Annotated in this window: 22 protein-coding genes; 17 read left to right on the top strand and 5 right to left on the bottom strand. The window is 55.8% G+C overall.

What is annotated here, in order from left to right; translation table 11 throughout:
- Window positions 1-876: 876 nt before the first annotated feature.
- The 14 genes from LC059_RS03495 to LC059_RS03430 all read left to right on the top strand — a co-directional run bounded on the left by LC059_RS03495 (window position 877) and on the right by LC059_RS03430 (window position 17,367).
- Window positions 877-3,828, top strand: coding sequence for a ribonucleoside-diphosphate reductase subunit alpha (locus LC059_RS03495; RefSeq protein WP_226702430.1), 2,952 nt, complete (start codon window positions 877-879; stop codon window positions 3,826-3,828).
- 203 nt (window positions 3,829-4,031) lie between these two features.
- Window positions 4,032-5,306, top strand: a complete 1,275-nt coding sequence (locus LC059_RS03490; RefSeq protein WP_160152924.1) for a ribonucleotide-diphosphate reductase subunit beta — start codon at window positions 4,032-4,034, stop codon at window positions 5,304-5,306.
- Window positions 5,307-5,545: 239 nt separating this feature from the next.
- Window positions 5,546-6,733 carry a DUF805 domain-containing protein gene (locus LC059_RS03485; protein WP_226702429.1) on the top strand — a complete coding sequence of 396 codons (1,188 nt, stop codon included), beginning with the start codon at window positions 5,546-5,548 and terminating at the stop codon, window positions 6,731-6,733.
- A 192-nt stretch (window positions 6,734-6,925) separates the two neighbouring features.
- Window positions 6,926-7,645, top strand: a complete 720-nt coding sequence (locus LC059_RS03480) for a methyltransferase family protein (protein WP_226702428.1) — start codon at window positions 6,926-6,928, stop codon at window positions 7,643-7,645.
- An 88-nt stretch (window positions 7,646-7,733) separates the two neighbouring features.
- The gene (locus tag LC059_RS03475; protein ID WP_222232841.1) at window positions 7,734-8,450 is read left to right on the top strand and encodes an NYN domain-containing protein; all 717 of its coding nucleotides are present in this window, start codon (window positions 7,734-7,736) and stop codon (window positions 8,448-8,450) included.
- Window positions 8,450-9,994: a hypothetical protein gene (locus tag LC059_RS03470; RefSeq protein WP_226702427.1), complete on the top strand. Its 1,545-nt coding sequence runs from the start codon at window positions 8,450-8,452 to the stop codon at window positions 9,992-9,994. Before LC059_RS03475 ends, LC059_RS03470 begins: the two co-directional genes overlap by 1 nt.
- Window positions 9,995-10,318: 324 nt before the next feature.
- Window positions 10,319-10,882: an NlpC/P60 family protein gene (locus LC059_RS03465; protein ID WP_226702426.1), complete on the top strand. Its 564-nt coding sequence runs from the start codon at window positions 10,319-10,321 to the stop codon at window positions 10,880-10,882.
- Between the two features lie 162 nt (window positions 10,883-11,044).
- Entirely contained in the window at window positions 11,045-11,335 is a 291-nt protein-coding gene (locus LC059_RS03460; protein ID WP_226702425.1) for a coiled coil domain-containing protein, read from the top strand.
- Window positions 11,336-11,424: 89 nt separating this feature from the next.
- Window positions 11,425-12,009 (top strand): nucleoside deaminase, encoded by a 585-nt coding sequence (locus LC059_RS03455; RefSeq protein WP_226702424.1) that lies wholly within the window; start codon window positions 11,425-11,427, stop codon window positions 12,007-12,009.
- A gap of 255 nt (window positions 12,010-12,264) precedes the next feature.
- Entirely contained in the window at window positions 12,265-12,945 is a 681-nt protein-coding gene (locus tag LC059_RS03450; protein WP_226702423.1) for a zinc metallopeptidase, read from the top strand.
- A 64-nt stretch (window positions 12,946-13,009) separates the two neighbouring features.
- Window positions 13,010-13,870, top strand: coding sequence for an alpha/beta hydrolase (locus tag LC059_RS03445; protein ID WP_226702422.1), 861 nt, complete (start codon window positions 13,010-13,012; stop codon window positions 13,868-13,870).
- Between the two features lie 57 nt (window positions 13,871-13,927).
- Window positions 13,928-14,977 carry an oxidoreductase gene (locus tag LC059_RS03440; RefSeq protein WP_226702421.1) on the top strand — a complete coding sequence of 350 codons (1,050 nt, stop codon included), beginning with the start codon at window positions 13,928-13,930 and terminating at the stop codon, window positions 14,975-14,977.
- Between the two features lie 50 nt (window positions 14,978-15,027).
- On the top strand, window positions 15,028-15,501 hold the full coding sequence (locus LC059_RS03435; RefSeq protein ID WP_226702420.1) for a YcxB family protein: 474 nt from the start codon (window positions 15,028-15,030) through the stop codon (window positions 15,499-15,501).
- 126 nt (window positions 15,502-15,627) lie between these two features.
- On the top strand, window positions 15,628-17,367 hold the full coding sequence (locus LC059_RS03430; protein WP_226702419.1) for a thioredoxin domain-containing protein: 1,740 nt from the start codon (window positions 15,628-15,630) through the stop codon (window positions 17,365-17,367).
- 65 nt (window positions 17,368-17,432) lie between these two features.
- Here the strand turns inward: LC059_RS03430 and LC059_RS03425 are convergent, their stop codons facing one another.
- The 3 genes from LC059_RS03425 to LC059_RS03415 all read right to left on the bottom strand — a co-directional run bounded on the left by LC059_RS03425 (window position 17,433) and on the right by LC059_RS03415 (window position 20,082).
- Window positions 17,433-18,362: an SGNH/GDSL hydrolase family protein gene (locus LC059_RS03425; protein ID WP_226702418.1), complete on the bottom strand. Its 930-nt coding sequence runs from the start codon at window positions 18,360-18,362 to the stop codon at window positions 17,433-17,435.
- A 196-nt stretch (window positions 18,363-18,558) separates the two neighbouring features.
- Complete coding sequence (locus LC059_RS03420) at window positions 18,559-19,065, bottom strand: BLUF domain-containing protein (RefSeq protein ID WP_226702417.1); 507 nt, start codon at window positions 19,063-19,065, stop codon at window positions 18,559-18,561.
- Window positions 19,066-19,167: 102 nt separating this feature from the next.
- Window positions 19,168-20,082, bottom strand: a complete 915-nt coding sequence (locus tag LC059_RS03415) for a LysR family transcriptional regulator (RefSeq protein WP_226702416.1) — start codon at window positions 20,080-20,082, stop codon at window positions 19,168-19,170.
- A gap of 146 nt (window positions 20,083-20,228) precedes the next feature.
- Here LC059_RS03415 and LC059_RS03410 point away from each other — a divergent pair, with 146 nt between their 5' ends.
- The 3 genes from LC059_RS03410 to LC059_RS03400 all read left to right on the top strand — a co-directional run bounded on the left by LC059_RS03410 (window position 20,229) and on the right by LC059_RS03400 (window position 22,380).
- Complete coding sequence (locus tag LC059_RS03410) at window positions 20,229-20,720, top strand: DoxX family protein (RefSeq protein WP_226702415.1); 492 nt, start codon at window positions 20,229-20,231, stop codon at window positions 20,718-20,720.
- A gap of 70 nt (window positions 20,721-20,790) precedes the next feature.
- Window positions 20,791-21,738: a glutathione S-transferase family protein gene (locus tag LC059_RS03405; RefSeq protein ID WP_226702414.1), complete on the top strand. Its 948-nt coding sequence runs from the start codon at window positions 20,791-20,793 to the stop codon at window positions 21,736-21,738.
- Window positions 21,739-21,762: 24 nt separating this feature from the next.
- Entirely contained in the window at window positions 21,763-22,380 is a 618-nt protein-coding gene (locus tag LC059_RS03400; protein ID WP_226702413.1) for an SOUL family heme-binding protein, read from the top strand.
- Here LC059_RS03400 and LC059_RS03395 read toward each other — a convergent pair.
- Entirely contained in the window at window positions 22,374-23,561 is a 1,188-nt protein-coding gene (locus LC059_RS03395) for a PilT/PilU family type 4a pilus ATPase (RefSeq protein WP_226702412.1), read from the bottom strand. The two genes, LC059_RS03400 and LC059_RS03395, sit on opposite strands and share 7 nt — an antisense overlap.
- Window positions 23,562-23,677: 116 nt before the next feature.
- Entirely contained in the window at window positions 23,678-25,534 is a 1,857-nt protein-coding gene (locus LC059_RS03390) for a cation:proton antiporter (RefSeq protein WP_226702411.1), read from the bottom strand.
- Between the last annotated feature and the right edge of the window lie 88 nt (window positions 25,535-25,622).

Raw genomic sequence — 25,622 nt, 5'->3', positions numbered from 1 at the left:
AGCAAAATAGATACGATAAAGAGGCACCGGGCTGTTACCCGGCGCCTCTTTTTTGATCAATCGGTGCGAAGTTGTCCACAGCGCAGAGCAATCGAAGCTCACTCGAACAGGCCACCGAGCTCCGCCCCGGAATGGCGCATAAATTGACCTGACGGTGTCCGTTTGATCAGCGAATAATCAGGCTTTCATTATTATTGCTCTGCTTAATTTGAGACCTGCTTACTATTAAAAAATATTCTTAAAAACACCTACCCCCAAAAGTGCCTGGTTATTTTTTATACCCAGCCAGTGATCACGGGCGCTAGCGGGAGGAAAAATCCACGTCGTCGCGCCTACCCACAAATTATCCACAAGTAACCCCAAAGTTATCCGGCTTGAATTGCCCCCCCAATCGCATTATCTTGTTGCTCATTCGAGGTCAGACCCCAACATATAGGGTTTGAGTAGCCCGAAAGGACTACATCAAGGGCTGCCAGCACGGCAGATTGCCTGAGGAAAGCGGCGCACAGCGCCCGATTCCGACCACAACATATTGTGTTTGATCTCGACCGTACCAACTAGCTGCAATCTGCCCACAGGCAGGTACCGGGGACACCACCCGAACGCAGAGCGGCACCGACGTTCAGACGCAGTATCAAGCAGTACCCCACAAGAGTTACCCGAGCGGAGCCCAGGCTTCGCCGCCACTGCTTGTGCCTATTGCATAGCTGCCGTCAGCGCGAGGGGAAGCGAAGCTGAGAAGCTAGCTGGAAGCTAGATAGATAGGTACACAGAATTTTCGGCCACAAGCCGGCTATTTACGATTTAACGCAAAAAACCAAAGCAAAAACCAAAGCAAGTCGACCAGACGCGCGTGTAAAACTTACGGAGAATTTCATGCACACAGAGACAGGGCGCTCCCAGTCTGTGCCAAACGGCACTACCAAGGAATCGGTAACAGACCAGGCCAGCAGCAATACTTCACTGTCTGCCACTGCCCCCGGTCAGATCCGCGTGATCAAGCGCAACGGCACCGTGGTGCCTTACGCGGACAGCAAAATCTCCGTGGCCGTCACCAAAGCGTTCCTCGCGGTTGAGGGCGGCACCGCCGCGGCCTCCAGCCGTATCCACGAGCGCGTGGCCGACCTGGTTTCTCATATCAGCGCCACCTTCGCGCGCCGTATGCCCTCCGGCGGTACCATCCATATTGAAGAAATTCAGGACCAGGTAGAGCTGGAACTGATGCGCGCCGGTGAGCACAAGATCGCCCGCGACTACGTACTCTACCGTGAAGAGCACGCCCGCCTGCGTAAAGAGAAAGAGCAGCAGAAAGCCGTTGCCGAGCAAGCCGCAGATACTGACCCCAGCATCCGCGTCCCCTCTATTCAGGTAAAACGGGAAGACGGCTCTCTGGTAGCGCTGGACATGGAGCGCCTGCGCACCATCGTCAACGAAGCCTGTGAAGGCCTGACCGACGTAGACGGCAGCCTGATCCTGAGCGAAGCGCTGAAAAACCTGTACGACGGCGTTTCTGAAAACGACATCAATACCGCACTGGTGATCACCGCGCGTACCCTGGTTGAGCAGGAGCCCAACTACACCTACGCCACCGCTTTCCTGCTGCTGGACAAACTGCGCTCCGAAGCCCTGCGCTTCCTGGACGTCGCGGAGTCCGCCACCCAGAAAGAAATGGAAGGCCTGTACAAGCCGGCACTGGCCGCCTATGTCGAGAAAGGTATCGAGCTGGAACTGCTCGACCCGGCACTGGCTAGCTTCGACCTGGAAAAGCTGGGCGACGCGATCAAGCCCGAGTGCGATCACCAGTTCACCTACCTCGGCCTGCAGACCCTGTACGACCGCTACTTCCTGCACTCCGACGAAATCCGTTTCGAACTGCCGCAGCTGTTCTTCATGCGCGTGGCCATGGGCCTCGCCATCAATGAAGACAAGCCGAACGAGCGCGCCATCGAATTCTACGAGCTGCTGAGTTCCTTCGACTACATGAGCTCCACCCCGACGCTGTTCAACGCCGGTACCCTGCGTCCGCAGCTGTCCTCCTGCTACCTGACCACCGTGCCGGACGACCTGCACGGTATCTACGGTGCCATCCAGGACAACGCCATGCTGTCCAAGTGGGCTGGCGGCCTGGGTAACGACTGGACGCCGGTGCGCTCTCTCGGTTCCTACATTAAAGGCACCAACGGCAAGTCCCAGGGTGTTGTGCCCTTCCTGAAAGTGGCCAACGACACCGCAGTCGCGGTAAACCAGGGCGGCAAGCGCAAGGGCGCCGTATGTGCGTACCTGGAAACCTGGCACCTGGATATTGAGGAATTCCTCGAGCTGCGCAAGAACACCGGTGACGACCGTCGCCGTACCCACGACATGAACACAGCCAACTGGGTGCCGGACCTGTTCATGAAGCGCGTATTCGAAGACAAGGAGTGGACCCTGTTCTCTCCGGCGGATACCCCGGACCTGCACGACCTGTTCGGCGACAAGTTTGAAGAGCGTTACAACCACTACGAGCAACTGGTTGCCGAAGGCAAGCTGAAGCTGCACAAAAAAGTGCGCGCACTGGACCTGTGGCGCAAGATGCTGGGCATGCTGTTTGAAACCGGCCACCCCTGGATCACCTTCAAGGACGCCTGTAACCTGCGCAGCCCGCAGCAGCACGCCGGTGTGGTACACAGCTCCAACCTGTGCACCGAGATCACCCTGAACACCAAGGCGAACGACGAGATCGCGGTATGTAACCTGGGCTCCGTAAACCTGTCCCAGCACATCGGCGAAGACGGCACCCTCGATATGGGCAAGCTGGAAAGCACCGTGAAGACCGCCGTGCGCATGCTCGATAACGTCATCGACATCAACTACTACTCCGTGGAAACCGCGCGTCAGTCCAACATGCGCCACCGTCCGGTGGGCCTGGGCCTGATGGGTTTCCAGGACGCGCTGTACAAGGCCGGCATCTCCTACTCCAGCGATGAAGCCGTCGCCTTCGCCGACACCACCATGGAAGCGATCAGCTACTACGCCATCTCCACCTCCAGTGACCTGGCGGCAGAGCGCGGCAGCTACGGCAGCTACGAAGGTTCCCTTTGGAGCCAGGGCATCCTGCCGATCGACTCCATCGAGATTCTGGCCAAGAACCGCGGCGAGCAGTTCATCGACCAGGACACCAGCAGCACTCTGGATTGGGACGTGGTGCGCAAGAAGGTTTCCAGCCAGGGCATGCGTAACTCCAACGTGATGGCCATCGCCCCGACTGCGACCATCGCCAACATTACCGGCGTATCCCAGTCCATCGAGCCCACGTACCAGAACCTGTACGTGAAATCGAACCTGTCTGGCGAATTCACCGTCGTGAACCCCTACCTGGTACACGACCTGAAGGCCCGCGGCCTGTGGGACAAGGTGATGGTCAACGACCTCAAGTACTACGAAGGTTCCGTACAGAAAATCGACCGCGTACCGGCCGACCTGAAAGCCAAGTACGCCACCGCGTTTGAAGTGGAGCCGCGCTGGATCGTGGACGCCGCCAGCCGCCGCCAGAAGTGGATCGATCAGGCCCAGTCCCTGAACCTCTACATCGCCGGCGCCAACGGCAAGAAGCTGGACCTGACCTACCGCATGGCCTGGTACCGCGGCTTGAAGACCACCTACTACCTGCGTGCACTGGCTGCCACCTCCACGGAAAAATCCACCGTGACCAGTGGCACCCTGAACGCAGTGAGCGCCGGCGGCGCCCCCGCTGCCAGCGCAGCACCGGCACCGCAGGCAGAGCCCGCACCGGCAGCCGTACCCGCGGCTTGCTCCCTGGACGATCCAGACTGCGAAGCCTGCCAGTAAGCCATTTAAAGCCTCTCGGGGGAGAGCAACGCGTGAAGCCACTGACAACAGTGGCCCCCACGCAACCAAGACCATAAGCGCCGCCCCGGCACCGGGCCAAAACTCAGTAAAAGAGTGAAACCCGGGTCGGGCGCAGGCCGCACACGACACACTTTCGATCGCCTGTGCCGTCACAGGGGTCACTGGAAAAATAAGGGGAAGTCATGCTGAGCTGGGACGATATCGATTCCAAATCCGAACCCAAAAAAGCCGAACCGCAACCGGTGCCGGGTGCACTGCAATCCGAGCAGCAGGCAGTCACCGAACCCAGCGCTAACTACGAAGTAGAGAGCGCGAGCAGTGCCCCGGCATCGACCGCGGCCCAGAGCCCATCGAGTGCCGCATCTTCCGCAGTGGAAGCCGCGCGTGCCGCGGTAAGCGACCTGGACCCGGCCCCGGGCCTCGAAGAACTGGAAATGGGCGCTGCCCGTATCCAGGTAGACGAAAAGCGCATCATCAACTGCCGCGCCGACCTGAACCAGCTGGTACCGTTCAAGTACGACTGGGCGTGGCAGAAATACCTGGACGGCTGTGCCAACCACTGGATGCCGCAGGAAGTAAACATGAACAAAGACGTGTCCATGTGGAAAGACCCCAACGGTCTGACCGAGGACGAGCGTCGCATCGTGGAATACTCCCTGGGTTACTTCTCTACCGCCGACTCCCTGGTAGCCAACAACCTGGTGCTGGCCATCTACCGCCACATCACCAACCCGGAATGCCGCCAGTACATCCTGCGTCAGTCGTTTGAAGAAGCTATCCACACCCACGCCTACCAGTACTGTGTAGAGTCCCTGGGCATGGACGAAGGCGAAGTCTTCAACATGTACCGCGAAGTACCGAGCGTCGCCAAGAAAGCCGCCTGGAGCCTCGCGCACACCGGCTCCATCAGCGACCCCAACTTCAAGACCGGCACCGTAGAAACCGATCAGGAACTGCTGCGCAACCTGATCGCCTTCTACGCGGTTACCGAAGGTATCTTCTTCTACTGTGGCTTCACCCAGATCCTGTCCATGGGCCGCCGCAACAAGATGACCGGCGTTGCCGAGCAGTTCCAGTACATCCTGCGCGACGAGTCCATGCACCTGAACTTCGGCATCGACGTCATCAACCAGATCAAACTGGAAAACCCGCACCTGTGGACCGAAAAGTTCCAGCAGGAAGTGACCCAGATGATCCTGGAAGGTATGGAACTGGAAGTGGCCTACGCCCGCGACACCATGCCCCGCGGCGTACTCGGCATGAACGCGGCCATGATGGAGGAATACCTCCACTTCATCGCCAACCGTCGCCTCAGCCAGCTGGGCCTGAAAGAACAGTTCCCCGGCGCCCAGAACCCCTTCCCGTGGATGTCCGAAATCATGGACCTGCGCAAGGAGAAGAACTTCTTCGAAACACGGGTTATCGAATACCAGACCGGCGGTGCGCTGCAGTGGTAAACCACTAAATGCACTGACTGTAGTAAAGGAACAACTACAAGAAGTAGTCGCTCACAGGAAGAGAGGTATTGAAGCGGGCGAAAGCCCGCTTTTTTTGTGAGCGCCCAAAAAGAAAGCATACAAATGATTGAATTAGACGGAAGGGAAAATAAGCAAGTGAAATGTTGATAGAGATGTCGGCTTGGCATTCTTCCCCCACGCATTACTTCTGACGTACCAACACACAGGGAGTTACAGCGATGTATAAGAATATTTATTTCAGTTTCAATGGAAGGATTTCGCGGAAGGAATATTTTTTTCTAAGCATCCTCCCACTATTGGTCGCCGTACCGCTAACCGTGACCTCAATCAGCGCCTACTATGCATTAGGCAAATTGGGCACCGGCTCCCTGCCCCTCACCCTAATCATTTTAGCGATAGCATTAATATTGCTATTAATGACAGCTCCCACAGTTAAAAGACTCCATGATATAGCTACTCCCGGGTGGCTAGTTCTGGCCGTATTTATCCCTTATCTCTACTTACTAATATTATTAGCACTCCTTATTATTCCAGGCTCACCGAATCAGAACAGATACGGGAAACCAGCCCCCAAACAGCATCAAAATAGTGACGGCAATGAATTTAGGAAACCTATTACCCAAAGCCTATGGAGGCCAACCGTCGTCAACCTGCTACTCAGCCTTATCGTGGGTGTCGGCTCCCTCGCTGGCACCATTTACCACATACTGTATGCGGAGCCGATAAAAACCGATGAACTACTGGCTGTATCAGCACCCACAGACTTTCCACAAATAGTGCTGACCAACGCAGCGTCCTTTAAGGGCCATACGTCACTGTATGGTGCGAGCGCTTTTCTAGCTGCAGATCCACAAGGCAAGCCACTACTAATAACAGCCAGGCATTTAATCGGAGATTCTGGGGGAGTTTCCCCGGAGATCGAGCCCGTAGATCTGGATAGTGTTATCGAACACTGGATTGCCCACCCTCGCACCCAACCAGAGAAGTCTATAAGGATTACTGGGAACTTCCTTCCGACAATGGCGAGTACCACGCTAGATGTGCTGGCCTTGAATACGGCCGAAAAACCCGACCCACCTGCACAGGTCCTGAACTTCAGAAAGCACCCTCCCAAACTGGGCGAAATAGTTTACATCGCTGGTTGTGAATATGCCGAATTGGACTGTCTACAGAGAATATGGCCAGCACAAATAGTCGAGATTACCGGCGCAGAACCGTACGCCTCATACGACATGGCACTTAAAAATCCAATCGAACTGGCCGGATTTAGCGGTGCGCCAGTGATAGACACAGAAGGTAATGCACTTGCAGTAGTTACCTCAGGCTGGAAAGAAGATGACCAGGGCAGGTATCACTTTGCTTCTGCTGATTCAATTGAAATGGTCAGGACGGGCGGCACCAAATAATTGGGGTCAGATCAACATTTTGGCACTGAACCACCCAAAACAGACATGCGCCATAAAGTTGATCCGCCCCAGTTATCGCACTCCGGCCGAAAAATAGCGCTTCCTCCGCGAGGCAGTCGACACTGTGCTTTGGCTTCTCCTACTATGGGCGTTAGGTGAAAGACTTACCCACGTTTAGTTTTGGGGGATGACATGTCAGAGAAGACAGTTGATGAAGAGGCTGCGCAAACAGTATCCCCTCGCCAGTGGATCAGATTGGTTGCGGTGTACCTCCTTATCCCGCTGGTTTTACTGATATGCGGTGGGGATCTCGGTTGGTGGCAGGCATGGCTCTATTCCCTGCTGATCTTCGCCGCTGGTATAGGGGGGCGCATGTGGGCGGAACAGCGACACCCCGGATTGATAGCCGAACGGCAAAATATTGAAAATTTCCACAACGCAAAAGTCTGGGACAAATTACTTGCTCCACTGATGGCGATGAGCCTCGTGTTCCCTATGGTTATAGTGGCGGGGCTGGACCACCGCTATCACTGGTCCCCCGAATTCCCGCTATGGCTCATCGTGATCGGCTTCACGTTAATCTTGCTCGGATACGCGTTCGCGGCATGGGCACTGGCAGAGAACCGCTTTTTCTTCAGCGTGGTGTGCATTCGGGCTGATCGAGGGCACGTGGTGTGTGACAGTGGCCCGTACCGGTTTGTGAGGCACCCGGGTTATGCTGGAAATATTTTTCCACTGCTCGGTATTGTTCTTGCGCTGGGCTCGTTGTGGGCACTGATTCCTGCGGCGCTGGCAACAATCATCACGGTGATTAGAACCGCACTTGAAGACCAGACGCTACAGGAAGAATTGCCTGGCTATCGGGACTATGCACGGCGCGTGCGCTATCGGTTGATCCCCGGGATATACTGAGAGATCTGGGTAATGGGGAAATAAATGGGGTCAGATCAACTTTTTGACGTATCGAGCAAACTAATCCAACAGCAATCATGGACGTAAGATGGACGAAATCAAACAGAAGATTGCCCTTTTCATCGACGCAGACAATGCCCCGGCAGCCAAGTTCGAAGATGTCCTGAGCGAAGTCGCCAAATACGGTGTGGTCACCATTCGCAAGGCCTACGGCAACTGGAAATCGCCGACCCTCAGAGGCTGGGAAGAGCTGCTGCACGAACACGCCATCCAGCCGGTGCAGCAGTACGATCTGACCAAGGGCAAGAACGCCTCTGATATCGCGCTGGTCATCGATGCGATGGATGTGATGTACACCAAAGACATCGACGTGATGTGCTTTATCTCGTCGGATTGCGACTTTACCCCGATGGTGACCCGGGCACTGGCCGAGGGCAAGGTGGTCCTCGGGTTTGGCGAGCGCAAGACACCGCCCCCCTTCGTGAATGCCTGTTCCAAGTTTCTCTTCCTCGACCAACAAGAAGCGGTCAAGGAAAAGAACGGTGAAAAGCGCAAGAACATCAAGTCGGATACAAAGCTGATCACCCTGTTACGACAAGCCATTGAGGCCACAGAGGACGATGATGGGTGGGCCGAACTCGGCCCCGTCGGTTCCAACATCTCCAACAGGGCGTCATTCGATTGCCGCAACTACGGATTCAAAAACCTGAGCAGCTTGTTCCGGGCCATCGATCTGTTCGAACTAAAGAGGGGCCAGGGCAAATCCTATCTGGTTAGAGATGCTAGAAAAAGCAAAAAGAGTTGATGAACAGCATCCTTGCAAATCTCCAATTCATTCTAATATTGATGTTCTGCATAGCCGTTATCGGCGGGATTCTGGCCGCCCTATATACACTTATATTCAGACGCAAATACAAATCAAAAACTTCTGATCAGGATATACCGTCACCGTTCCCCAAATTTTCCGGTGACACACCCACAAATACATCTATTGAAAGGCGTAAACAAAAGTCCAGCCCCGTCGATCGTCATATACCTCCATTGTCCCGCAATATTCCTGATAACACCTCCGTAGACGGGCTATTGGCCTATACAAAAGATTGGAACGGCTATCGACGCGAAGAGGCAATTCGCCGGCTCGATTCACTGGATGCCCCCGGAATACTATCCGTTCTGATTGAGCGCCTGAATGACTGGGTTCCTGAAGTACGGCGTGTGGCCAAGGCAGTGTTCCTCCGCCGGCTGGCCCCCGGAAACTGTACGGAACTAGTAAATGTCCTTCCAGATATTTATCGGCTTGCTGAGCGCAACCGGGATAATCACCGACCGGTTATTTGCGCTGTCGAAAACTGCCTGATCAAGTCTGAGTGCAGAGCGGATTTACTCGCTGGACTCCGCTACCCCGACATCAATGTCGCCCGCGCTTGTTACGACTTATTACTAGCTAAGCAGATTCTCCTCCCGCAGGAACTTCTGTCGATCGGACTCCAAAGCTCCGATTGGCATATACGGAGAAGCAGCCTTGATTGCCTGAAGCAACTAGCCGAATCAGAGATACGACCAGCACTCTCCGTTGCTCTGCAAGACAAATTTCCGCCGATACGCAGAATCGCACTGAGGTTACTACTGGAACGCTCCCCGGCTGTTGCTGAAGTTTCACCCTTCCTGTTCGATCGCAATACCAGTGTTCGTGAAATCGCTGTTAGACACCTACTTGAACGCGAGTTTCCAGTTGCCCTTACGTATACAGAGCTATTGCAGGCACCCACTGCGCGACAACAGGTAATCGCACTCTGGGGGGTCAGCAAGCTTCATCACGAGCAAGCAGTGGAAATCGCCACTACGAAGCTGGAGTCGCAATTTGCCAGCGTGCGCCGCGAAGCGCTGGAATGCCTTGCGAGGCTGGATGAAGATAAGGCGCACCCACATATTGTTACCGCATTATTCGATGAATCTCCAGGCATGATGCGCGCCGCAATGGTATTAGCGAAACGACTCTCGATTAGACCTCACGCCGCTGAGCTTGAGACAATTCTCAAGCAGTCGCATTCTCCTAAAACTCTTCAAACCTGCATTCAGCTAATGATGATCATGGACAAATGGGAGGCCCTGACATTTCTATTGCAACAGATCGGAGACGATACGCAAGATTTCCAAAGTCCCATCGAGGATAAAGAGAAAATTTTGGAAAAGGCAGTTTCGATTTGGTCCGAGAAATACGATAACCCCAGCCTTTTTGCCCCATATCCAAGACAAAGGCAGGCACTCGAAGCGGCAATTGGACGAATGCCGGAACGAGCTAAAGCAGTTTGGCGTGAGTGGTTCGAGCAACTGCTCTCGTCGATTTGAGAATGAACGGGGGCAGAGTAAAATTTTTACCTCTGAATCGACTATATCCTGAGCATCTCAAATCCCAAATTCCCTACGCCCATTTCGCCCGTCCACACATGTGAGGATGCTTCGTACTCGGACGTCCCCCAGCAGGCCAGCAGATCAAAAAACGTACAGAAGACGCAAATCGCCTGAACTGAATTGCACGCGCTCAAATTACCGGCAAGCTGCGCGGTTCAGCCCGCATTCAGTTACCACCTGTACGATGGTACCACCCTCAAAACCAAACTCGCCCGCGCCCTCGCCGGACGCTGTTTGCCTTGCTGGCACTGATGTACCCCAATGAAAAGAAGACTGCTGCTACCCTATTCCCTCGCGATCCTCACAATGGCCGGTTGCAGTATGGCCCCCTATCAGAAGTCGTCGGAAGACACCGCCAGCGCCTCACATAGCCCCGCCAAAGAACGCCCACAGCCAGCCAAACTATCCAAGCCCAAGCCCCTACCCTCACCTACTGATTTGCTCAAGGCCAGCCTGTACCAGCAACACCAGGAGTGGAAGGGTATCCCGTATCGGTTGGGCGGTATGAGCAGGCACGGTATTGACTGCTCGGCGCTGGTCTATCTCATCTACCGGGACCATATGGGGATTCAGCTGCCCCGCACTACCCAGTATCAGGCATTGGCGGGTGAGGCCATCAATCAGGGCCAGTTGCGCCCGGGGGACCTGGTGTTTTTCAGAACCGGCCGCCGGGGCCGGCACGTGGGGATCTATATCGAGGATGGCAAGTTTCTCCACGCCTCAGTGTCCAAAGGCGTCACCATCTCGCACATGCAGAATTACTACTGGAAAAGCCGCTACTGGCGGGCGCGCAGGCTCGCACTCGAATCCAATGGTGAATCCTGATTGCGCTGAGAGCCAGCGGCCGCACAATCTCAAGCAGCTCCCTCCGGCACTCTGCCAGTGCGCCGCGTAAGCCTGTTGCATGACGCCGCAGCATGTCACTGTAGGGAACGTTGCTACAATTCTTGCCCGACCTGGACGGAAACTATCGATGAGGGAAAGGCAATGGATGACAAAGAACTGTATCAACAGAAAAAGCAGGCGCAGCTGGACCAGTGGAAGGCGGAGCTTGACAAGCTCAAGGCCGAGGCGGCCGAGGCAAGTGCTGACAGAAAGATGAAGTTGAACAAAGAAGTCGAACATCTGGAAGGCAAGGTTGAAGAGGGCAAAGCCAAACTAGCGGAAATAGAAGATGCCAGCGAAGATGCCTGGGCCTCCATCAAGGAGGGTATGGACTCCGCCTGGGACTCGATGAAGCACGCATTTAGTGATGCGGCATCGAAATTTAAAAAATAGCGGTTCACGCTCAACTCCCTGCACTCAGTGGCTGCTGAATCGATATGCTGCACAGAACGGAATCGTGGGCAGAACCGAAAGCATGAGACATGAAGATGCTTTTAAATAAACAGGCAGCAATAAACGACGCAGCCTTGAGAGCAATCGCTCATATGCCGACGAAAAGTCTGCATGTTTTGATGGGGCCAGAGTTTGCACTGCGGTTGACCGATACTGATCTAATGCGCACTGCGGTATTTCTTGCGGAAAAGAGCTATGACGAAGGCGGCTGCCCAATTGGCGCAGTTATCATGGACAACTCCACAAGAGAAATTCTAGGCAAGGGGCACAATACCCTTGTCCAGGAAAACCATCCATACAACCACGGAGAGACTTCCGCTATCCGGGACGCAGGCCGCATTGATTTCAGCAAGACAACCCTGTTTACCAGCCTGAGCCCATGTGATGTTTGCGCGACGCTAATTTGCATGAGGGGGTTCAGCCAGGTCGTCGTCGGCGATGTAACGAACGCCTCCGGTAATGAAGCGCTGCTGAAGAGCAAAGGCGTCCAAGTAAGAATTCTGGAAGATCGCGTGGGTATAGCGCTGTATGCCCGTTTCCGTGCTGAAAAGCCCGACCAGGAACTGGAAGATTGGCAGGGAGTAAGCGCCTTGAAGAACCACGTCGGCAAATAAATACACTGGGCGAGTCGGTCCACCTGCCCCCAAATATCAAGATATTTACGGGTAATCCCCTGCGCAAAGTCGTTGCATTACGGAATAATGGTTTTGGATACCAGAGCCTGAACCCCAGATTGCTCGATATTGCATGCTTCGTGACCCGTATGGTATTCGTTGAAAATTTGGTGCCGTAGTACTGAATATGTGATGATTTGTGCCAGAATAACGCTTTAGCCCCTAAACTTGCGGTCTCCCAAGCACGCTCCTCCGATGCCTTACGTTCTGATCACCCTGGCCATAGCCGCACTGATCGTCGGCCCACAGTTGTGGGTTCGCTTCGTGCTCTGGCGGCACTCCACCGAAATCGGCGATATGCCTGGGTCCGGCGCAGAACTGGCCCAGCACCTGATCGAGCGCTACGAACTTGATGGGGTAAAGGTGGTAAAGGCTGGCAAGGACCAGAACTATTACTCGCCGTCGGAGAAGATCGTGGCTCTCAGCCCTGACGTGTACCACGGCAAGTCGGTGACCGCCGTGGCGGTGGCGGCCCATGAGGTGGGCCACGCGATACAGTTCTGCCGCGAGGAGCCCATTTCCAAGCTGCGGGACAAGTACCTGGGCCGCGCCGGGCAGATCCAGAAAATCGGCGGTTATATTTTAATCGCCGCGCCGATTCTCACCCTGCTGATCAAATCACCGGTGATCTTCCTGTGGATCGGCGTTGTGGCGGTGATCACCATGCTGGCTTCCGCACTTATGTACGTGGCGATACTGCCGGAAGAGTACGATGCGAGTTTTAACAAGGCCCTGCCGATACTGAGAGAGGGCTATCTACCCGAGCACCTGTTGGGCAAGGCGCACAGTGTGCTGAAGGCCTGTGCCCTCACCTACGTTGCGGGCGCCCTGCTGGATGTGCTGCGGTTATGGCGCTGGATTCGGTTTATTCGATAGGCTCTCTCCGCCAAAGGCACTCCAGCCGCCTCCTTTTTCCCAATAACATATTTATCAAACCCGAATGTCCAGAATTGCTGCTCTCATATTCGCCGCGCTCCTTTCTTTGCCAAGTTACGCCGATCAGGTGGTAGCGAGGAAAAGCCAGCTATACGAAGTCAAGAACACGGAAATATTTACGATCGAATCAAAAGTGCTCGGTCGCAAATATGATATTTACATCAAGGTACCCTCGGGGTATTTCGATGATGAAAACAGAAAAACCTCCTATCCGGTGCTATACCTGAACGATGCACCGCACACGTTCAAGGTAGCCACCGGAGTCACACATTTCCGCAGCATGAACAAGGCTATTGTCGTAGGCATTGACTTTGCCCACGGCGAGAATGGGCAGTTCAGCCGCGTACGCGACCTTACCCCGGAGCGGGATGCAAGCTGGGTCAAATACACCACCGGTGGTGCGCCGGACTACTTACAGTTTATTCAGCAAGAGCTGATCCCTTTTGTAGAAGATAACTACCGCGCGGATCCGGCGCGACGGATCTTGTCCGGCCACTCTCTCGGCGGCTCATTTGGTGCCTGGGTTCTGCTCACTCAGCCCGAGCTTTTCTCCAGCTATATCCTGACCAGCCCTTCTCTCTGGTACAAGGATGACCTCATCTTCGATTTCGAAGAGGAATACGCAAAACAGCATCAGTCATTAAACGCCAACCTCTTCGTGGCGACCGGCAGCCTGGAAACCATGGAGAACGGTATGCGTAACGATATGGTCGATGACCACCGGCGGTTCCTCAAGCGCCTGCGTTCACGCAACTACCAGGGGCTCAATATTCAAGAAGAAGTCGTCATTGGTACCGATCACGAATCCACATTTCCAGTGGGGCTGACTAAAGGTCTGCGATGGATTTATCAGGATTTATGGTAGGTCCGAGTATTCTTACCCGCATACCACACGTAGATGGACTTTAATAACAGCCCTAGCATGAGTACAACCACCGAAATCAAAACCGCCATTATCGGCTACGGCTTTTCTGCCACGACTTTTCACCTGCCGTTCGTCCTGAACTTGCCGCCCTTCCGCTTTAGTGCGGTCAGCACTTCCAAGGGAAAGCAGGTGCAGCAACAGCACCCAGAGGTGGAGGTTTATGCGGAGGCAGAAGCCCTGCTGACCCAGAGCGACGCCGACCTGGTGATTATCACCGCGCCCAACGAAGCGCACTTCGCCTTGGCCAAACTCGCCCTACAGCAGGGCAAGCACGTGGTGCTGGAAAAGCCTTTTGTGACCCGCATTGAACAGGGCGAAGAGTTGATCGCGCTGGCCAAAAAGCAGCAGCGGGTGCTGAGCGTCTACCACAACCGCCGCTGGGACGGTGACTTCCTCACGGTACAGAAACTGATTGCCGATGGCCGACTTGGCAGAGTGCGCTATTTTGAAAGCCATTTCGACCGCTTCCGCCCCGAGGTGCGCAAGCGCTGGCGAGAGTCCGCGGTAGAAGGCGGCGGCATCCTGTTCGACCTTGGGCCACATATGCTCGACCAGGCGCTGCAACTGTTTGGCCCGCCGACGGCAATCACCGCCCAAGTCAAGGCGCTGCGCCCACAGGCGGAAGTCGATGACTTTTTCCACCTCACCTTGCACTACCCGGAGCACTTGGCCGTGCTGCGTAGCAGCCCCTTCTGCGCCTCACCAAACCTTCGCTTTGAGGTACAGGGCGAGACCGGCAGCTTTATAAAGCACGGCCTGGACCCGCAGGAAGATCGCCTGAAATCCAGTGTGCGGCCGGTAACCGCGGACTGGGCGCAGGAAAATCCCGAACAGTACGGCCAACTGTACACCGCGAACGTAGCGCAATTCGTCACTACCGAGACCGGAGGCTACCAGCATTACTATCGCCAGCTGGCGCGCGCCATTCTGGATGGTGGCGACGTTCCGGTGAGCGCCGAGCAGGCCCTGTGGAATATCCGCTTGATCCACCTGGCGCAGCAGAGCGCTGCCAGTGGCGAAACCATTCCGCTCAGTAGAAAGAAGTAAATTCGGCTTTGCCCCCACCTCACAAACAGCCACCCAAACAAGCGACATCTATGCAGCCTTTTAAGACACAGTTCACCCTATCTCGGGAATACCTTGCCGAGTGTTTCGATCAGTCTCTACCCCACGGAAAAAATGCCAAACCCAACTACCTGTTTCCGGTATTGCTACTTGCCGCGGGTTCCGGATCACTGATTTTTACTGAACAGCCCAAAGTGCTGGGCTACCTGCTGGTCGCCCTGGGTATTCTCGAGTTGCTGCATATCCGGTTTCGGCGGGCGTGGTGGCTGGCACGGCAGATGTTGGGAAAAAGTGCCAATACCGAGGTGGCATTGACTGTTGATGAAGCCGGGATAACCACTAAGAGCGACTACACACAAACAACGCTCTTGTGGGAGGATATCGAGCGCGTCATTGAAACCGACCTTGGGCTGATTTTGGTCACCAAATCCGGGGGGCAGCAGTATTTGTCCAAATCACTATTTACTGCGGATTTGGTAAACGAGATCGTTGCAAAAAATCAGTAAGCACAGGCTGTCAATCAGGATGTTAACTTTCCCGCCACAATGCGCACTTCGCTAAGCGATTGGTAGAGACTTACTGGACCATGTGCTAGAACTGCTCGCAGAATAATAACGAGCGGATCTAAAACCATGGATGAATTGAATAATAAACACTGCCGCCCTAGCCTCACGCTGTTAGTCATGTTTTTTGCCGTGCTGCTCACTGCCTGTAGCGCGGACACGCGGGACGAACGCAGTACAAAAGCCGGCGAAGATCACGAAGATCACGAAGATCACGAAGGTCACCAACAGGAAGGCCAACGTATCGTCGCGCGCATCGGCGACAGCACCATCACCCTGCAGGAGGTGGATCAAAAAATCCGCCTCGAACGACACGACCTGGCACTGGCCGAATACCAGCTGCGCTTCAACACACTCAAATCCATGGTCGATGCCATGGCCGACGCAAAGCGCCCATTGCCGACTTCCACCGCAGAAGCACCCGTCGTGGACTGGCTGCTGCCCTACCCGCAGCCTCCCAGACTGAGCATCGATACCAGCGGCCGCCCCCTGCGCGGCAATCCCGAGGCACCGGTGACCCTTGCGGTGTTCTGTTCATACCAGTCCGTGCACTGTGCGGCCACCAATCTGGTGTTGCGTGAATTACTTGAACGCTATGCCGGCTGGATTGCCGTGATGCCCTTCGACTTCCCTATGCACTACCACCGGCAGGGTACACAGGCTGCTGTTGCTGCGCAGTGCGCTAGCCAACAAGACGCCCCGTGGACCTATGCAGATGGCCTCTACGCACAGGCAAAAACACTGGAGGTAAAAACATTCGGCCAACTGGCATCACAGCTTGGGTTGGCAAAGGACTCGTTCAATCAGTGCCTCGATAAACCCGAGCGCGGTGATCGCGTTGCAGCGGATACCGCCCTGGCCCGATCCCTCGGCCTGCAGAGCGTACCGGTGGTGTTTGTGAACGGGCTGTATACCAAAGGCCCGCGAAGCCAGGCGCACTACGCCATGTGGATTGACCAGGAGCTGCAGCGCCTGGGGCACGATCCCGCGAGTGCCCATGTGGATGCCGCCCGCTGGCGGCAGTCGGGCGAGCGGATTGCCGAGACTGATTTACCGCTGCAACTGAGTGGCACCAGTGTTTCCTCCCAGCCCGAACAGTCGACGGCCCTCATTCGTGTCCGCGATACCTCCGCCGGGCGATTCTCTACGGGTGCCCCCGTGATGCCCGGTGTCACTCTCAAGCGGGTACACGAACGCCATGTCATCCTGCAGGTCAACGACCATCTGGAGCGGTTAACCCTGCGCGGAGAGGACGGCAATTACGTGCGCGTACCCATGACCACCAGCACCCAGCGGGACGACGCCACCATGCGACGTATCGAGCAGCCGGACGGCGAATCTCGCAAGCTGATACCCCCTTCCGGCGTATTGCCGCTGGGACAGGAGTGGCTGGAAAAACAGCTGCAGAATCGCGCCGAACTGGAGAGGAAGTTTGTCGCCGCCGATCACGTGGTAGATGGACACAACCTCCTGCGACTAGAAGGAATTGAGAACAGCGAGTTTTTCACTGCACTGGGCTTTGAAGAGGGCGATGTTGTTGTGCGGGTAAACGATACCTGGGTGCACAGCGGCCAGAACCAGCTCTGGGATGCGCTGACCAGTGGCGAAGTGGTCGATGTCACTTATATGCGCAATGGGCTCCCGGAGCGGGTGCAATACGTGGTGCAGGAGGAAGGCTATTTCGAGCAGCAAGACAGAGGCAATGAGAGCGGCAATCAGAGCAACAGCGACGGCGACGGCGACGGCGACGAAGACAGTGATAAGGACAGCAGCGACGACAACGCCGACGATGATAAAGAATCCGACTAGAGTGTTTGGAGCCAGGCGCTAAGAAACTAAGGGCTCCGCGAGGAGCCCTGTTCACCGCCTGTGATTTACTTGTCCGGGTTACCGTTCCACATCAGGTTCGCCACCGTATTCTGGCCGCGAACACTGGGGTGGAAGCAGTCCCCACCGTCAATATCGTTCTTGCCGAAGGTGAATGTACCGACGTTGGTCTGGTTTTCCCCGGAGTATTCCGCAACCACTTCCACACCATTGGTGCCGTTGTAGGCGGCGGCCTCCTGTTGCAGCACTTCGTTGTACAGGCGCTGCGCGGACTCGATACCGGCGTAGCGCGTTGCAAACGATTCACCGTTCATGGTGCCGCCATTGGTGGCGATGCGGCAGATACCGAAGGTGGACCAGACACTTTCGCAATTAACCCGCCAGTTACCGGATTGTTTGGCGATTCCCGCTGCGCGCAGATCCTGCACCCGCGGCACCGAACCCAGTACCACGGTGGAACCGCTGGGCAGGCCATTCACCAGCTTGTTGAGCCCGGCTTGCACCGCGCCACGCCATTGGCCCTCGGTCAGCAGCGGGTCCGAGCAGTTGGCGGGGTCAACGCAGTCCCGGTTGCAAATGTCATTGCCGCCAAGCACCACCTCGACGTGATCCGCAACCAGGGTTTGGCTGAGAATCCGGTCCGCCTGCACGCCGAAGTTATCGCCGCCGCCGCGCATTTCGGAACCGGAACGGGCGGCATTTTTGTTGGCCGCTACGTTCGGGTCTATGGCTTTGTATTTGTCGTGGACACTGTTGACGCTACTGTCCCAGCCATCGAACCAGCTGTGCTCTGGCTGGTCGCCACCCAGCAGGCAGAAAAATCCGCCAGTAAAAAACGTATTGCCGGTACAGTCGGCGGCGAAGCCCATGGTGATACTGTCACCCGCGGCCGTACCTTTGGCTGGCGCAGCCAGGGTATTCACGGACAACAGTGCAGAGGTAATGGCGAGGGAAACAAAAAGACTGGCTTTATGCATTGTGTTATCTCCGATCATCCTATTTATGCTTATTTTTAAATGCGGTGAACGGAGATAGGTTAGTTGGTCACGCTATTGCGCGCGGTTGGGTTATATGCCGACATACCCAGTCTGCGATTTACATCTCAGTCCTGTCGCCGAAAGCGTTTGCTCAAGGCCGCGTACAGGACACGTTTAGGATATGCCGTAATCTGTTTTACGAAGCAAACAGCCTTCGCAAGCCAAACCAGCCAGCGCGTTTGCTCTTCGCCCTGTCGCCAGTGTTGGCGTGTTTGCCGTCATAGTGGTGAAACAGCTCGATCAGCGCCTCGGCTTCGGCCTCTTCAAACTTCAGTGGTTCGAAGCGCTGGTAATTGCGGCTGCGGATAAACTGCTTTACCGCCTCCTCTGCCGGAACATACTTCATCGACCAATCCGCGAAAAAACGCTCAGACACGGTTTTCAGTGACAGAATCGTTACCTCCCGGTGCCGTGTGTCTGCAGCAATACGCTGGTAGGCCCGGTTGACCGCCTGTCGCTCGCCTTCCAGCGCCTGAAAGAAATAGCCATCACCGAAATACAGCACGCCCCCAATGCTCGCATGCGCATTGTTTCTGCGGCTTTGCATCAGGATCCGCCCCACGGAAGGCTCAACGCCCTGCTTTACCGGCACAGGTTCAAAGACGGCACGACTGGCGTATACCAGCCGGATCAATTCGCTCATAGTATCGGCCCAATATTCGAGTTGTATTCGCCGTTACTACGCCACCAGCCTGGCTCCGGATCAGCTTTTAACACTATCGCGCTTAGAGCCGCGCCTTGGCTGTTACCCTTCAAACTCATCCCAGTACGGCGGATCACCAAAGTAGCTGCTGATGAAATCGATAAACACCCGGAGTTTGTTGGCCAGCAGTTTCCTGTGGGGATATACCGCATACAGTGCCAGGGGCTCGGGCTCAAATTCCTGCAGAATGATTTGCAGCTTGCCCGTTTTGATCGCTTCGCCGGCAATAAAGCTGGGCTGCAATACATACCCCTGCCCGGCTACGGCAGCCTGCATCAGGATCTCACCGTTGTTGCATACAATGCCTGCCGTTCCCATGGGCTGGTTTCTCTTCAGTGCGGTCATCAATCGGGAATCCCCCGGGCTCGATTCCATATAGCTGTAGCGAAGGTAGTGTTCCGGCTTCAGGTCTTCGGGCGTCTCGGGCACACCCTCCCGCTTTAGGTATTCAGGGGATGCGCACACCACCAGACGTACTGGTGCCAGTCGCCGGGCAATCAGCGAAGAGCTTTTCAACTTTCCGATACGCAGGGCCAAATCGAACCCCTCTTCCACGACATCCACTTTGCGGTCGTTGAGCTGTAGTTCGATACCCACCAATGGGTTCTCTTGTTTAAAGTCCCCGATCAGCGGTGCCAGATGGCGTGTGGCAAATGTGACCGGGGCGCTGATACGCAGCAATCCCTGGGCTTCGCTCTGCATCTGCCCCAGCTGGCTCTCCATATCCGTGAAGCTTTCCAGAATCTGTGCCGCAAACTGGTAGCACTGTTCGCCCTCCTGTGTCAGATGCACGCGCCGCGTGGTGCGGTTGAACAGGCGTACCTTGAGATGCTCTTCCAGTTGCGACACGTATTTGCTGACCAGCTGATTCGACAGCTCCAGCTTGTCCGCGGCCTTTTTGAAGCCCCCCTCATCGGCAACTGCGACAAAGGCACTCAACGCATTAATCCGGTCCATGAGAATCCCCAGCCAGTTACCAACAATATGTTGACAATAGATCAACAAAACGGGCATTTATAGCAAAATTTATTGCTATTAAACTGATTTCCAAGCTGGTGAGGTTTGAACACCAAGCCCAACCCCCAACAACTCGGAGAACGGTTATGAACAAGCAAATGATCATCAAGGTTTTGAACTCTAACGCCGGACTGGGCGCGCTGACCCTGCGGGTGCCGGTGGGCATCATCCTCGCCGCCCACGGTGCACAAAAGCTATTTGGCTGGTTTGGCGGCTACGGGCTGGAAGGCACCGGCCAGTGGATGGCGAGCATTGGCCTGGAGCCCGGCTATTTAATGGCCCTGCTGGCGGGAAGCGCGGAATTCTTTGGCGGCCTCGCCCTGGTGTTCGGCCTGCTGACCCGCCCCGCGGCTGCGGTGAGTGCCGTGACAATGCTGGTAGCAATTTTCAGCGCCCACATTAGCAACGGCTTCTTCCTGAGCAACAACGGCTATGAATACGCGCTGGCCCTGTTCGGGGCGACCTTGGCCCTGGCCATCCAGGGTGGCGGCGCCTTCGCCGTGGACAACGGTCTGAGCAATCTCCTGGCAGACGATCACGATCTGCAAACGGCGCAACCCGCAGGCCGCACCGCCTGAAAAGCCGGCTTTGGCAACCCCCTCTTGCGCCCCCGTCGGGGGCGCACGCATATCGAGAAGTGGTGACAGCATGTTAGTAAATGGCGTCTGGCAGGAAAATTGGCAACCAGTGCAACAGGAAGATGAAGATGGCCGCTTTATTCGGCAGACATCATCTTTCCGTAACTGGGTTACCGTGGACGGCTCCGCCGGTGTTACGGGCCGAGGAGGCTTCAAGGCAGAGGCCGGTCGCTACCACCTGTACGTTGCGTATATCTGCCCTTGGGCGAGTCGTGCATTGATGGCACGCCAGTTGAAGGGGCTCACCGGAGTGATCAGTGTTTCCGTGGTCAACCCGGTTCTTACCGATCAGGGCTGGGCATTCGGTGGTTTTAGCGGCAGCGACGAGGACACTCTAAACGGCGCGTACTATATGCATGAGCTCTACACCCGCGCCGATCCCTACTTTACCGGCCGCGCCACCGTACCAGTGCTGTGGGACAAGCACACCGGGACCATCGTCAATAATGAGTCCGCAGACATAGTGCGTATGCTTAACAGCGCCTTCCGTCACCTTGGAAACCAGGGGCCCGACCTGTACCCCGCGGCACAGGCCACGGATATCGACGCGTTAAACACTTACCTGTACGACAACCTGAACAACGGCGTTTACCAGGCGGGCTTTGCCACCACACAGTTTGCTTATCAGGAAGCCTATGCCCGTGTATTTGCCGCGCTGGATGCAATGGAATCCAGGCTCGATGACGGCCGGCAATTCTTATTCGGAGATGCGTTAACCGAGTCTGACATCCGCCTGTTTGTCACGCTGGTGCGCTTTGACGCCGCCTATTTCGGCCTGTTCAAGTGCAATCGCAACGCCATCCGGGAGATGCCGAATCTGAATCGCTATATGCAGCGTATTCTCTCCTTAGATGACGTTAGCGAAACGGTAAAACTCGACCATATCAAAGCGGGCTACTATTCGATTAAAGCACTCAACCCTACGGGTATCGTTCCGCAGGGACAGGGAACTCTGTAATGCAGCAACGGATTGAGGCAGTAAATGGCACGAGGTGTTCTGGGACTATTATTGGCGCTACTGGCAGGGTGTGCGATGGCAATTGAGGAACCCGCGTACACCGTAACGGAACAGGCGGCGCCATTTGAACTGCGCAGCTACCAACCGAAGATCGTGGCAGAAGTTGTGGTGAGCGGCTCGATGGATGAGGCGTCCAGCAAGGGCTTTCGCCTGCTGGCCAACTATATCTTTGGCAACAACAGCGCGCCCACGGGGGGCAGCGAGAAAATCGAGATGACCGCACCGGTGGGGATGGAGCCGCGCTCGGAAAAGATCAGCATGACGTCCCCTGTGAGCATGCAGGAGAGCGAGGGTCGCTGGCGCGTATCCTTTGTCATGCCCAGCAGCTACACCATGGAATCCCTGCCGCGACCGAATAATGCGGCGGTGACCATCCGCCAGATTCCCGAAACCCGCTACGCGGTCATCCGCTTCTCCGGGCTTACGGGCGCAAAAAGGGTCGCGCAGAAGACTGAAGACCTACGGGCGTGGATGGAAGGGAAAGGCTTGAAGGCCCGCGACCAGCCGGAACTGGCGCGCTACAACCCGCCTTGGACCCTGCCTTTCCTGCGCAGGAATGAAATTTTGCTAGAGGTTCAGTAAACCAGCGCTTCTTCCTCTTCGTCCTCAATAGACTCAAGGGATAGCGAAAGCCCACCACCCGTTTTTTCGGCGCCGCCCTGCTCTTCTTCGCTTTCCACAGCCGCTACTTTCGGCTTCTTGCCTTCTTCGTACATCTTGATACGCAAGCGCAGGTTGTTAGCGGAGTCCGCATTTTTGATCGCCTCGTCGTGGCTGATACGGCCTTCCACGTAGAGTTTGAATAGTGCACCGTCAAACGTCTGCATACCCAGGTTTTCGGACTTCTCCATCATCTCTTTGATGTTGTGGAATTCGCCTTTGAGGATCAGCTCGTTGATGGTCTGGGTGCCCAGTAGGATTTCCACCGCCGCACAGCGCTTGCCATCCATGGTGGGCACCAGGCGCTGGGACACGAACGCACGGATATTCTGCGATAGCGACATCAACAGCTGCGGGCGGCGCTCCTCGGGGAAGAAGTTCACGATGCGGTCGAGGGCCTGGTTGGCATTATTGGCGTGCAGGGTGGAGATCGCCAGGTGGCCGGTCTCGGCAAAGGCAATGGCGTGCTCCATGGTCTCGCGATCGCGAATCTCACCGATCAGGATCACATCCGGTGCCTGGCGCAGGGTATTTTTCAGGGCCGCGTGGAAGCTACGGGTATCCACCCCCACCTCACGCTGGTTAATCACGCTCTTCTTGTGCCGGTGCACATACTCCACCGGATCCTCGATGGTGATGATGTGGCCACCGCTGTTGGTATTGCGGTGGTCAATCAGCGCCGCCAGGGAGGTAGATTTGCCGGAGCCCGTACCGCCAACAAACAACACCAGGCCACGCTTGGCCATGACCACATCTTTGAGGATGGGCGGCAGCTTCAGGTCGTCGAACTTGGGAATCTCGGTGACGATATTTCGCGCAACAATCGACACCTGATTGCGCTGCCAGAAAATATTGATACGGAAGCGCCCCACGTTGGGGATGGTCATGGCCAGGTTCATTTCCAGCTCGCGCTTGAACTCTTCCCGCTGCTCCTCGTCCATGATCTCCAGAGCGATCTTCTCGATTTCCCCGGGGCCAAGGGGCTCTTTGCCCAGGGGCTTCAGCACTCCCTGAAATTTGGCGCAGGGCGGTGCGCCGGTGCTGAGATAGAGGTCGGAGCCATCGTTTTTGGCGAGAACACGGAGGTAGCCGGTAAAATCCATTGATACAGTTCCTGCTGGCGCGAAAATCATCAGCGGAAAAGCCTAAACAAAACCGTGACGCGCAGCAAATAAAAACTGCCAACAATTTCAATAAGAATCAAAGGTTTGCGACAGCGTTAGCTCGCAGACACTGCGCTATCCGGTGGCAACCCCTTATTTGAAGACGGTTCCAGGGTTTTTTCCGGCGCGATCAGGCTGACAATCTGCCAGTCCTCCTTGGGCTCAGACGCATCTGAGATGGTGTGTATATAAATTTTCCCCTGGGGGTCTACTGCGTATAAGCGAGTGGCGCGATTACCGTAGGTCTCCCGGTAATCGTCCAGCGTAAATTCGTCAGTCAATCTTGTGGTGCGGATGGTGGCACCTTGCGCTACCAGGCTGGCGAGGCGGCTGTAGCTGGCATTTTCCGAGAATAACTCCAGTTTCCTGGCATAGTCTTCCGACACCCGATGCCTTGCCCTACCCTCCTGCGCAGCGTCGCTCAAGCCGAGAACCGCTCCATCGCCCAGTTCGTGCTCAAAGTGATAGGTCACTATCGGGTTGAGCTGTCGATAGGGAGAGAGTACCAGTACCTTGCCGGTGGTGGACAAATCCATGGTCAGGCTGGCGTGTTCCGAAATCGGGTTGCCATAGTAGGTTGGAATATTCTCCATTCGCGCTTCGCGGATGGCATTCCAGTTGGTATCGGCGATACGCACCGGCACATCTTTATCCATCAGATCCTTGGCCAGCATGCGTGCAAATCTGGAACCGCCAAAAATGAGGAAGCCATTCGGATAGGGGGCGCGCACGTCCAGTAGTTTGGCAACGGTTTTGGAGGTGAGACTCTGGATGACGACCGTGGCAATAATTACCAGGAAGACCATTGGCACCAGCAGTTCGGATTTTGGCAGCCCGAAGGATTCCATTTTCAGGGCAAACAGTGCCGACACTGCGGCGGCCACGATACCACGCGGTGCAATCCAGCTCAGCATCGCCAACTCGCGCCAGTTCAACCCGGATCCCGGCGCAGACAGGAACACAGACAGTGGCCGAGCAATATACATAATCGCACCCAGTACCAGGATCGCGCCCCAGCCCAGCTGGCCCAGGGTAAACAGCTCCACCCGGGCAGCGAGCAGAATGAACAAGGCAGAAATCAGCAGGACACTGAGGGTCTCCTTGAACTCGAGAATGTCGTCAACATCCAGCCCCTTCATATTTGCCATCCATATCCCCATCACGGTGACCGTGAGCAGACCGGATTCATGCTCCATCAGATCAGAAGCGGCGTAGGCACCTAGCATCAGGGTGAGCACGGCGGTGTTGCGCAGGTAATGCGGCACCCAGTTGTTTCGCAGCAGTCGCCCAACGAAATAGCCCATAAAGGCGCCAAGGCCAAAGCCGATAACCACGACCTTGAGTAATATAATCAGCGAATGCTCAAACGGATTTTGTGCCGCGACGATGTACTCATACACGAGTACAGCGAGCAACGCACCGATAGGATCAATGACGATGCCCTCCCAACGCAGAATGTTGGAGATGCGGGAATTCGGACGCACGGTGCGCAACATGGGTACGATCACCGTAGGGCCGGTAACCGTGACAATGGCGCCAAACAGTGCGGCCAGCTGCATGGGCATCCCGAGTAAATAGTGCGCCGCCGGGGTAGCAATGGCCCATGTCACCAGAGCGCCCAATGTGCACAAGTTGCGCACCATGGTGCCGTGGCCGGCCAGGTCCGTTAACTTCAGGGTTAACGCGCCTTCAAACAGGATGATCGCGACCGCGAGGGAAACGAGGGGAAACAGCAGGTCGCCAAACAGGGCATCAGGGTCAAGAACCCCGGTCACAGGCCCAAGCGTCAAACCGGCGAGAAGGAGCGGCAGGATCGCCGGCAGCTTGAGAATATAGGCCAGATACTGGCAAGCAATCGAGACGATCCCAACCGCCACCAGCATTGCCATTGGGTTCGAGACGAACTGTTCCATAGATACGATCTGCCGATTAACCAAACTGGTTGGGGAAAGGCACCAGATTAGCGTAAAGTTGCCCAATCATGCACGGTAAACAGCGAGC

Source organism: Microbulbifer elongatus (assembly GCF_020524885.1).
In the GTDB taxonomy this organism is placed as follows: Bacteria; Pseudomonadota; Gammaproteobacteria; order Pseudomonadales; family Cellvibrionaceae; genus Microbulbifer; species Microbulbifer elongatus_A.
The sequence above is the reverse complement of the archived record's forward strand: the minus strand, read 5'-3'. Positions and strand labels throughout refer to the sequence as shown.